The sequence below is a fragment of the Mycobacterium lehmannii genome (assembly GCF_001499925.1).
GTDB classification, from domain to species: Bacteria; Actinomycetota; Actinomycetes; order Mycobacteriales; family Mycobacteriaceae; genus Mycobacterium; species Mycobacterium lehmannii.
Map to the genome: position 1 here is coordinate 47,909 of NZ_LQIR01000021.1, position 9,915 is coordinate 57,823.

The 9,915-nt window shown below is 67.3% G+C and carries 11 protein-coding genes and 1 pseudogene; 5 read left to right on the top strand and 7 right to left on the bottom strand.

The genetic code is table 11. The annotated features are described in order from the left end of the window. Positions 1-211: 211 nt before the first annotated feature. Positions 212-724, top strand: a complete 513-nt coding sequence (locus AU192_RS12685; protein WP_064396618.1) for a nitroreductase family deazaflavin-dependent oxidoreductase — start codon at positions 212-214, stop codon at positions 722-724. A 4-nt stretch (positions 725-728) separates the two neighbouring features. On the opposite strand, the gene htpX is transcribed toward AU192_RS12685, so the two are convergent. Next, the gene (htpX, locus tag AU192_RS12690) at positions 729-1,607 is read right to left on the bottom strand and encodes a zinc metalloprotease HtpX (protein WP_064396620.1); all 879 of its coding nucleotides are present in this window, start codon (positions 1,605-1,607) and stop codon (positions 729-731) included. Positions 1,608-1,675: 68 nt separating this feature from the next. Continuing rightward, on the bottom strand, positions 1,676-2,683 hold the full coding sequence (grcC1, locus tag AU192_RS12695; RefSeq protein WP_165593300.1) for a nonaprenyl/(2E,6E)-farnesyl/geranylgeranyl diphosphat synthase: 1,008 nt from the start codon (positions 2,681-2,683) through the stop codon (positions 1,676-1,678). 21 nt (positions 2,684-2,704) lie between these two features. On the opposite strand from grcC1, the gene menJ reads away from it, so the two are divergent. Further along, on the top strand, positions 2,705-3,925 hold the full coding sequence (menJ, locus tag AU192_RS12700) for a menaquinone reductase (RefSeq protein WP_064396624.1): 1,221 nt from the start codon (positions 2,705-2,707) through the stop codon (positions 3,923-3,925). Here menJ and AU192_RS12705 read toward each other — a convergent pair whose 3' ends face one another. Beyond that, on the bottom strand, positions 3,926-4,180 hold the full coding sequence (locus AU192_RS12705; protein WP_064396626.1) for a hypothetical protein: 255 nt from the start codon (positions 4,178-4,180) through the stop codon (positions 3,926-3,928). A gap of 21 nt (positions 4,181-4,201) precedes the next feature. On the opposite strand from AU192_RS12705, the gene AU192_RS12710 reads away from it, so the two are divergent. Further along, positions 4,202-4,642: a hypothetical protein gene (locus AU192_RS12710; protein WP_064396628.1), complete on the top strand. Its 441-nt coding sequence runs from the start codon at positions 4,202-4,204 to the stop codon at positions 4,640-4,642. A 114-nt stretch (positions 4,643-4,756) separates the two neighbouring features. Then, on the top strand, positions 4,757-5,002 hold the full coding sequence (locus tag AU192_RS12715) for a hypothetical protein (protein ID WP_133148028.1): 246 nt from the start codon (positions 4,757-4,759) through the stop codon (positions 5,000-5,002). On the opposite strand, the gene AU192_RS12720 is transcribed toward AU192_RS12715, so the two are convergent. The 3 genes from AU192_RS12720 to AU192_RS12730 form a co-directional block, all read right to left on the bottom strand. Continuing rightward, positions 4,999-6,057: an alpha/beta hydrolase gene (locus AU192_RS12720; RefSeq protein ID WP_064396632.1), complete on the bottom strand. Its 1,059-nt coding sequence runs from the start codon at positions 6,055-6,057 to the stop codon at positions 4,999-5,001. The genes AU192_RS12715 and AU192_RS12720 overlap by 4 nt on opposite strands. Before the next feature lie 46 nt (positions 6,058-6,103). Continuing rightward, positions 6,104-7,885, bottom strand: coding sequence for a hydroxysqualene dehydroxylase (locus tag AU192_RS12725; protein ID WP_064396634.1), 1,782 nt, complete (start codon positions 7,883-7,885; stop codon positions 6,104-6,106). A gap of 115 nt (positions 7,886-8,000) precedes the next feature. Then, positions 8,001-8,693 carry a demethylmenaquinone methyltransferase gene (locus AU192_RS12730; protein WP_064396636.1) on the bottom strand — a complete coding sequence of 231 codons (693 nt, stop codon included), beginning with the start codon at positions 8,691-8,693 and terminating at the stop codon, positions 8,001-8,003. A gap of 69 nt (positions 8,694-8,762) precedes the next feature. On the opposite strand from AU192_RS12730, the gene AU192_RS12735 reads away from it, so the two are divergent. Then, positions 8,763-9,587, top strand: a complete 825-nt coding sequence (locus AU192_RS12735; protein WP_064396638.1) for an SDR family oxidoreductase — start codon at positions 8,763-8,765, stop codon at positions 9,585-9,587. 39 nt (positions 9,588-9,626) lie between these two features. On the opposite strand, the pseudogene AU192_RS25700 reads toward AU192_RS12735, so the two are convergent. Further along, positions 9,627-9,915, bottom strand: a pseudogene (locus AU192_RS25700) (hypothetical protein); the annotation flags it as partial.

Sequence of the window (9,915 nt, forward strand, 5' to 3'; positions counted from 1 at the left end):
CGCGACCCGCTGTTCCAACCGGGCAGGCCCGCTCAACGACATCGCCGGTGACATACCGACCTACCGCCCTTCCGTTGGGGTTCGCCGTCCGTCGAGGTGGTCCGTACTGTCGGTTCTACTCCCCTTTGACGCACGCAGACAAGGACTCTGCGGGCCGCTCACACAGCGCACTCGCACGGGTGGCGCATACGAACAGCAAAGGAGGATTTCGATGCGTGCGCTTTCGAACCTGGGTCGCACAGCCTCGGACGTGTTGGTCGGTGCAGGCGTCAAGGCTCTGCGGTCACGTCGGCTGATGCGGGCCCCAATCGGGCTGTATCGAGCTCGCCTCGGATTTGTCTTCGGCTCGCGGATCCTGTTGCTCGAACATGTCGGCCGCAAGTCGGGGCATACCCGGCAAGTGCTCCTCGAGGTGCTCGACCGTCCTGACCAGGACGCTTACATCGTCGCGTCCGGCTTCGGAACTCGGGCGCAGTGGTACAAGAACGTCGAGGCCGAGCCCCGGGTGAAGGTGTCCGTGGGGACCCGGGCGTCGATGCCCGCGATCGCACGTCCGCTCAGCATCGGCGAGGCTGACGCCGCGCTGCGTCGTTACGTCGACCGGCACCGCCGGGCGTGGGAGACGATGAAGCCGGTCCTCGAATCGACCTTGGGCGCACCGATCACGACCGAGAACACCGCCCTGCCGATGGTCGAGCTGCGGCTGACAGATCCTGACCGGTGAGGCGTCAGTAGTAACCCGGGCCGCGGCCGGCCATCGACTCCAGGCGGGCGATGCGGTCGCCGATCGGCGGGTGCGTCGAGAACAGCTTGCCGATCTTCTCGCCCGCACGGAACGGGTTGGCGATCATCAGGTGCGCCTGATCGGCCAGCTTGGGGTCGGGCGGCAGCGGCGCCTGCTCGACGCCGGCGCTGATCTTGCGCAGCGCACTGGCCAACGCCAGCGGATCGCCCGTCAACTCCGCGCCGGTCTGGTCGGCCTGGTACTCCCGCGACCGCGACACCGCCATCTTGATCACCATCGCCGCGATGGGGCCGAGCATCGAAACCAACAGGATCGCAAAGGGATTCGTGCCCTCGCGGTTACCGCCGAACATCGTCGCGAAGTAGGCGAGGTTGGCGAGCGCGGTGATGACCGCGGCCATCGCGCCCGCGACGCTCGAGATCAGGATGTCGCGGTTGTAGACGTGCGACAGTTCGTGGCCGAGCACCGCCCGCAGTTCGCGTTCGTTGAGGATCTGCAGGATGCCGGTTGTACAGCACACCGCGGCGTTACGCGGATTGCGCCCGGTGGCGAACGCGTTCGGCGCGTCGGTGTCGCTGATGTACAGCCGCGGCATCGGCTGGCGGGCGGTGGTGGCCAGCTCACGGACGATCCGGTACATCACCGGCGCCTGCATCTCGGTGACCGGCTGCGCGTGCATCGCCCGCAGCGCGATCTTGTCGCTGTTGAAATACATGTAGGCGTTCATGCCGACGGCGAACAGCACCGCCAGGCCGATGAGCGCCGTGTTGCGGAACAGCGCGGCGATGAACACGATCAGCGCCGAGAACCCCACCAGCAGAGCGAACGTCTTGGCGGTGTTCGCGTGCGGATGCCAGGTCATCGCTTCCTCCTCCAGAAAGAAAGACTTCGCTGAGTCAACGCTTAGTCGGGCTCCGCAAGTTCCGGCGCTCAGCCGTGCCGGTTGACCGTGTAATCCACCAGGGTCGCCAGGGCCTGACGGCCCGGCCCCTCGGGCAGCTGGGCGAGCTCCTCGCGGGCCTGCACCGCGTACTGCGCGACGGTCTGCTTGGCCTTCGCCATGCCCGGCGAGCCCCGCAGCAGCCGCAGCGCCTCGGCCACGTCGTCGTCGTTCTCCACCGGCCCGGCCAGCAGCTCACGCAACCGGTCGGCGGCGGGACCGTCGTCACGCAACGCGTACAGCACCGGCAGCGTGTGCACGCCCTCGCGCAGGTCGGTGCCCGGCACCTTGCCCGACTCGTCCGGATCGCTGTCGATGTCGATGATGTCGTCGGAGATCTGGAATGCCGTGCCGACGATGCCGCCCAGCCGGCTCAGCCGCTCGATCTGCTCTTCGTCGGCGCCGGAGAACGTCGCCCCGAACCGGCCGGACGCCGCGATCAGGCATGCGGTCTTCTCGTAGACGACCTTCAGGTAGTGCTCGACGGAGTCGACGTGCTCGGCCGCGCCGCGGGTTTCCCGCATCTGGCCCGTGACCAGCTGGGCGAAGGTGTCGGCGATGATGCGCACGGCGTCCGGCCCGAGCCTGCTCACCAGGCGCGAGGCGGTGGCGAACAGGTAGTCGCCGGCCAGGATCGCGATGTTGTTGCCCCAGCGCGCGTTGGCGCTGTCGGCACCGCGGCGGACCTGCGCTTCGTCCATCACGTCGTCGTGGTACAGCGTCGCGAGGTGGACCAGTTCGATGACCGCGCCCGCGACGGTGACCTGCCACGCATCCGGGTCCGGACCCAGCCGGGCTGAGAGCACCGTGAACAGCGGACGGAACCGCTTCCCGCCGGCCTGAAACAGGTGCTGTACCGCTTCGGCCATCAGCTCGTCGGCTTTGCCGAGCTCAGTGGCCATCAGGTCTTCGATGCGGGCGACCCCGTCGCGCACTTCCTGCGCGAATTCGGGATCTCCGAAGTCCACCCCGGCTACCACCGTCGCTGGCGTCCTCACCCTGCCAACATACTGGGAACCATGGAAACCCGAGGGGACGTGGTCGTCGTCGGGGCCGGGCCCGCGGGTTCGGCCGCCGCAGCGTGGGCCGCGCGCAACGGCCGCGACGTCCTCGTCATCGACAAGGCGCAGTTCCCGCGCGACAAGGCCTGCGGTGACGGGCTGACCCCGCGCGCGGTGCTGGAGATGCGCCGCCTCGGACTCGGGCCGTGGCTGGATGACCGGGTGCAGCACCGCGGACTGCGGATGTCCGGATTCGGGGCCGACGTCGAGATCGAATGGCCGGGGCCGTCGTTCCCCTCGACGTCGAGCGCGGTCCCCCGCACCGAACTCGACGACCGCATCCGCATGGTCGCCGTCGACGACGGCGCGAAGATGATGCTCGGCGTGAAAGCCGTCGACGTGCGCCGTGACGCCTCGGGGCGCGTGGAGGCGGTGATCCTCGACTCGGGAGCCGAGATCGGCTGCGGCGAGCTGATTGTCGCCGACGGAGCCCGCTCGACGCTGGGCCGCGTGCTGGGCCGCGAATGGCATCAGGAGACGGTGTACGGCGTGGCGATCCGCGGTTACATCGCCACACCGCGCGCAAGCGAACCGTGGATCACCTCACACCTGGAGCTGCGCTCGCCCGAGGGTGCGGTGCTGCCCGGATACGGCTGGATCTTCCCGCTGGGCAATGGGGAGGTGAACATCGGCGTCGGGGCGCTCGCGACGGCCAAGCGCCCGGCAGACGCCGCGCTGCGGCCGCTGATGTCGTATTACACCGAGTTACGTCGTGAGGAATGGGGCTTTGTCGGGGAACCGCGCGCCGGCCTGTCCGCGCTGCTGCCGATGGGCGGCGCCGTGTCGGGTGTGGCCGGACCGAACTGGATGCTGATCGGCGACGCGGCCGCCTGCGTGAACCCGCTCAACGGCGAAGGCATCGACTACGGCCTCGAAACCGGCAGGCTGGCCGCCGAACTGCTGGGCACCGGCGATCTCTCGCAGGCGTGGCCCGCCGTGCTGACGGCGCACTATGCGCGCGGATTCTCGGTGGCCCGGCGGCTCGCGCTACTGCTGACGTTCCCGCGGTTCCTGCCGTCGACCGGGCCGCTCGCCATGCGGTCGGAGACGCTGATGAACATCGCGGTGCGGGTGATGGGCAACTTCGTCACCGACGAGGACGAGGACTGGACCGCCCGGGTTTGGCGCGCAGCGGGCCTGCTGTCGGGGCGTATCGATACCCGCACACCGTTCAGTTAGTCAGTCGCGACGACGCCGCTCAGCGAGCTTGAGGGCGATGCGGGTGTGCGCGGGATCCCGGTTCGTCTGCGTAGAAGCCGTGAGCCTCAAGGCAATCAGAATGTCGGCCGCGGTGATGAACAGCCCGATCCAGTACGCCCACCGCACCGTGGGGTCCGGTTGGGACGCGAAGTACAAGACGAGGAAGATCGGGCCGACGATGCCGAAGACGAACATCATGCCCTGAAACATCAGATAGCGCTTGAACGTCTCCATGTCGCAGGCAGAATATCGCGGATGACCGCCGTGTACCGGGCTCCGATGCGATCCCGCCGCGATGACATCGACCCGCAGGCGTCGCTCGATCGGGCGTTGTCGGTGGGGGTCGTCGGTTTCGGCGACGCGGGTTTCGGTGAGCGGCTGGCTCGCCGGGTGGACCGGTTCGCCGATATCGAGGACGGGTCGTTCGTGTGGACACGCGATGCGGATGGCCTTTTCTGGTTGGGCCGGATCGAAGGCCCGTACCGCCGTGACGACACCGACGAGGCCGCCGCTGTCGACCTGGTTCACGTGCGGCCGTGCCGCTGGCTCAGCGAACCCATCCTCGAATCCGACGTTCCCGCAGCGGTTCTCGCGACCTACGCACGCGGTGGGCGCAACTTTCAGCAAACGCACGACCCCGATGTGGGCCCGCATACGGAACGCGTGTGGGATGCCCGCAGCGATCAAATTTCGTAACCAGGCTAACTGTAAGCCCAGCTAGACGACCTGTTTTTGGCGTCCTACGGGGATTATCCTGGAGCACAGCGGCGTTCATATATGCATCGGCGGAAGGAAACCACGATGCTCGGTGTGACGGTTCGATCGGCAGTTGCCGCGATCGCGGTCGCGGCTGCCGCGCTTCTCTCCGCCCCCGTCGCACCCGCTCTGCCGCAGGGGCCCTGTCAGGACGTGCCTTTCGTCGGTGTGTGCACACCGTATCGAGGGGCCACCGGCAAGCCGTCCTCGAACGCCAAGTCCGAACCGCCCCTGCCGGTCGTCAACACCGCCCCGGCAACAGGCGGCGGCCAGCAAGCGGCGATCGACATCGACGACTAACCTAGCGATTTCGCGAACCCGCTGACGTCGCGGATGGATGCGTCGAACACCTCGGGCATATAAGCCCCACACAGTAGGTCGCCGCCATGGCAGGTGCCCGCCACCACCCGGCCGACCGCGGAAACGCCCGCGCGGAGCAGGCGGCGGTAGTAGGCGAGGCCCTCGTCGCGCAGCGGGTCCAGTTCGTTGACCGAAATGACATGTGGCGGAAGCCCACTGAGTTCCTCGTCGGTCGCAACGGCAGCCCAGCACGTGGCGTCGCCGGCGTGAGAGCCGTCGGGGTTGTAGATCGAACCGAGCAGCGCGAGTTGGTGGCGGCTGACGAAGTACTCGTCGTTCTCCGCCAGTGAGGGCAGGTCCTCGCACTCGTCGAGCCAGCGGTTGGAGATGTACGGGCACTGCGCGTAGCACCCGGCGATCTCGTGCAGCCAATCCTCCCGTTTGGCCTTGTGCGCCACGGTCAGTGTGAGGTTGCCGCCGCCGGACTCCCCCGACACGATCAGGTGGCTGACACCGAGTTCTGTGCGGTTGGCGGCCACCCAGCGCACCGCGGCCGCGCAGTCGTTGAGACCGGCGGGGTATGGGTGCGGGCCGAGTTTGCCGCCGGAGTTGCGGAACTCCACACCGACCACGACGAGCCCTGTGGCGGCGAGGTATTCACGCATCCTCATGTAGCCGATGTCGGCCGCGCTGCCGATCGCCATACCGCCCCCGTGCAGATGGACGACGGCGGGCAGCGGGCCGCCGGCGTCGTCCTCTGGGCGGCTGATGTAGAGCGTGATGTCGTTGCCGTCGGGTCCGGTGATCGTCGTCGTCGATGTGGCCACCCCGGAGACGGTGGGCAGATCCTTGCCCAGCGCTTCGAGGATCGCGCCCATCCCCTCCTCGCTCATCGTCGCGAAGGCGATGCGGTCCTCGAGCGGGGAGTCGACGCTCAGCGGTACCGCGGGCAGTCGGCCCTCGAGACCGAACTGCGCGAACGCCTTGACCATTCGGGGGTCGGAACGGGGGTCGGTTGCCAGCGTGCGGTCCGGGTCGGTCAGGCGTCCGTACATGTCCAGACCGTAGCGCGCGATCGCCGGGACTGAACCCGGTTTCCGGTTACCGCCGCGTCGGCCACCGCGTGTCGACGATGTCGAGCAGATGCGGAAGACCGGCGCGGTAGCGAGCCCGGTCGGCGTTCTTGAACGGCACCCACCACGGCGCCTGGAATAATTCGACGATCTTCACCATGTCCCCGTTGTAACCCGACGCCTGCAGCACGCCGTTGGCTGCGTAGCGGCCGCCCTCGTTGGCGCCCTCCATGGTCGTGACGTTCTGGTCGGTCTTGATCCATTCGCCGGCCAAAAACAGGTTGTCGATACCGGTGACCGCGGTGGGGCGACGGTTCCACGAGCCGGGGTCCTGGATGAACAACGGTTCGTCGTTTCGCACATCCGGTGTGCCCGGGTCGATGATCGCGGGGTCGAGAAACCAGGAGTGCAGCATCGCGTCGTCGACGACCCTGTCGGTGTCGTTGAGGTGCGCCTTGATCTGAGCCCAGGCCTCACTGGCGATCTCCTGCGGTGTGCAGTCCCGCGCGCTTCGACGGTTGAAGTTGCCGGGCGTGGTCCAGTCCGAGATGATCGCGGACAGACAGTCTTTGACGGTGCCGTCGCCGTAGTTCGTCAGGCTCTTCTTCCAGAACTGCTCCTCGCTGATCGAGGTGATGGCCCATCCGGAGTCGACGTAGTTGACGTGCCCCTTGGTGACGTCGACCCGTTCCTTGAGGTAGAACATCAGGCCGTTCATCCACTCGGTGCGCAGCAAGGCGATGTTCGCCAGTTGCGGGTCGGCCTCGAGCACATCGGCGGTGAGCACGGCGGCGAGCTTTTCACACGGGATCGCGGAGACATACCAGTCGGCGGTGACCTGGCGTGGTACTCCGCTGGTGCTGACGACGGTGGCGGATTCGATGTGCCTGCCGTTCGGTGTGAGGCGGGCCAGGGCCTCACCGACGCGGAAGGTCACGCCTTGCGCACGCAGGTGGTCGACCCACGGGTCGAGCCACTGCGAGCTGGTCGGCCCGTTGAGTACGCGGTCGAATCCCTTGTTGTCGGAGTCGTTTCCGAGAAGCAGGATCGACCAGACAGAGGCTTCGCCGACCAGACCGATCGAATGTGCGCTCGCGTCTTTGGATTTCGATGCGGCGAGGTTGCGGATGATGCCGTCGGCGAGATACCGGTTGTACTCCGGCGACTTCCTGTTCGCGCCGATGTAGTCCTCCCACGTCATGTGCTCCCATTGCCCGAGTTTGCGTTCGGTGCTGCTGGTGACGTAGACGGCGAGCTTCTGCGCCGCGTAGACCGCTTCCCACGGCGGCAACTGGAACAGCGTCTCGAACACCGTCGCCACCGAGTCGATGAACGCCTTCGGGGTGATCGGATTCGGGATCATCGGCAGCGGGAACGGAAGCGGGATCGTCAGGTCGTGGCGCCCGAGTCCGGAGTGCAGATATGACGTCGCGCGGGTCAGGTTGTCCCAGGTGCCGTTTCGGTTGCCGGGGAACGGGACTCGTCGCATCGTGTCGGTGACGTTGCGGTAGAAGCCGGGGAAGAACCGGAAGCCGTGTTCGGCGGGCAACGGTGTCACACCGGAGTTCGGTACAGGAATCGACCTGGCTTTGCCGCCGAGCGCCTTGCGCTCGTAGACGGTCACCGTGTAGCCGCGCTCGACAAGTTCGTGAGCGGCGGTGAGCCCCGCAATACCCGCCCCGAAAACGGCGACCGACTTGCCCGGTGCCGCGCGTGCCGTCGGCGGCATCGCCATCAGGGCGGCCGCGGTTGCGGTGCCCATCACGAACGTCCGGCGCGACACCCGTCGCGATCCGACCCCACCCGACATTCCGCCACCGCCTCATTCGCGGACCCCGTTGTCGCAACAAGTTAATGGTGATTCTCGTCACAACAGCGTGCGACACGCCGGGTGGGCGATGGTTTTCGTGCGTGCGATGTTGTCGTCAGCGCTGGGGTTTGGTGGCGGCGTGCAGTGCGACGATGCCGCCGCTGAGGTTGCGCCAGCGCACCGAGGACCATCCGGCGTCGGCGATTTGATGGGCCAGCTGCGTCTGATCGGGCCATGCGCGGATCGACTCGGCGAGGTAGACGTAGGCGTCCGGGTTGGACGAGACCGCCCGAGCGATTCTCGGCAGCGCCTGCATCAGGTACTCCTTGTACACCGTCGCGAACAATCGGTTCGTCGGTGTGGAGAACTCGCACACCACCAGCCGTCCGCCGGGACGGGTGACGCGCGCCATCTCGCGCAGCCCCGCTACGTGGTCGACGACGTTGCGTAGACCGAAGCTGATCGTCACCGCGTCGAACACACCGTCGCCGAAGGGCAGTCGGGTGGCGTCACCGGCCACCTTGGGCACGTCCCGCGAGGCGCCCGCGGCCAGCATGCCGACCGAGAAGTCCGCGGCCACACACCACGCCCCCGAGGTGGCCAACTCGACCGTCGACACGGCCGTGCCTGCCGCCAGGTCGAGCACCTTGTCCTGCGGGCCGATGCGCAGTGCCGCCCGTGTGGCCCGTCGCCAGAACCGGTCCTGGCCCAGCGACATGACAGTGTTGGTGAGGTCGTAACGCCGGGCCACCGCGTCGAACATCGACGCCACATCGCGGGGGTCTTTCTCCAGCGTCGCGCGGCTCATGAGGCAACCGTAGCTGTGAAGATGCTTGAAGCGGGAATGCGGAGTCCGTCCAGAGGAGATATAGGGAGCATGAGCGAAAAGGTTTGGTTCATCACCGGAACGTCGCGGGGCTTTGGGCGCGAGTGGACGATCGCGGCGCTCGAGCGCGGCGACAAGGTCGCGGCGACGGCGCGCAACGTCTCCTCACTGGACGATCTCGTCGAGAGATACGGCGACGCGTTGCTGCCCCTGGCGTTGGACGTCACCGATCGCGAGGCGGATTTCGCCGCGGTCAAGCAGGCCCACGACCACTTCGGCCGGCTCGACATCGTCGTCAACAACGCCGGCTACGGGCACTTCGGCTTCATCGAGGAGGTGACCGAACAGGAGGCGCGCGATCAGATCGAGACGAACGTCTTCGGCGCGCTGTGGGTCACCCAGGCCGCACTGCCGTATCTGCGGGCCCAGCGCAGCGGGCACATCATCCAGGTGTCGTCGATCGGCGGGATCGTCGCGTTCCAGAACGTCGGCATCTACCACGCGTCGAAGTGGGCCCTTGAGGGCTTCTCGCAGTCGCTGGCGCAGGAAGTGGCCCCGTTCGGGGTGCACGTCACGCTGATCGAACCGGGCGGCTACTCGACCGACTGGGCGGGCTCGTCGTCTCGCCGCTCGACGCCGTTGCCTGACTATAAAGAGGTGCACGAGGAAGCCGACCGGATCCGCAGTCAGCGTGTGGCCAAACCCGGCGATCCGCAGGCGTCGGCGCGGGCTCTGCTCAAGGTCGTCGACGCTGAGAACCCGCCGCTGCGAGTCTTTTTCGGTGAGCTTCCGCTGCAGTTGGCCAAGGCCGACTACGAGAGCCGCCTCAAGACATGGGAGGAATGGCAACCGGTCGCTGTCGAGGCGCAAGGCTGAGCTCTTCTGCCGGAATACGGTGCTCGAGATTCGCGGCCGTCAGGCCACCCAATCTCCTGGCGGTGCGGGCCCACCGGGCTCACCGGCACCGTTGACGGGCGAGGCGGCGCTCGATTGCCTGTCGCCGAGCTCGCTGTCGTCAGCCGGTGCGGGCGGCGCGGTGCTCGATTGCCTGTCGCCGAGCTCGCTGTCGTCAGTCGGTGCGGGCGGCGCGGCGCTCGATTGCCTGTCGCCAGGCTGGCTGACCTCATCGGGTTCGGGCGAAGTGGCGGTGTCGTTGTGGCTGCGGGTTTCCTGCTCGTCGGGTGGGCGCAGGAGTCGTTCGGGT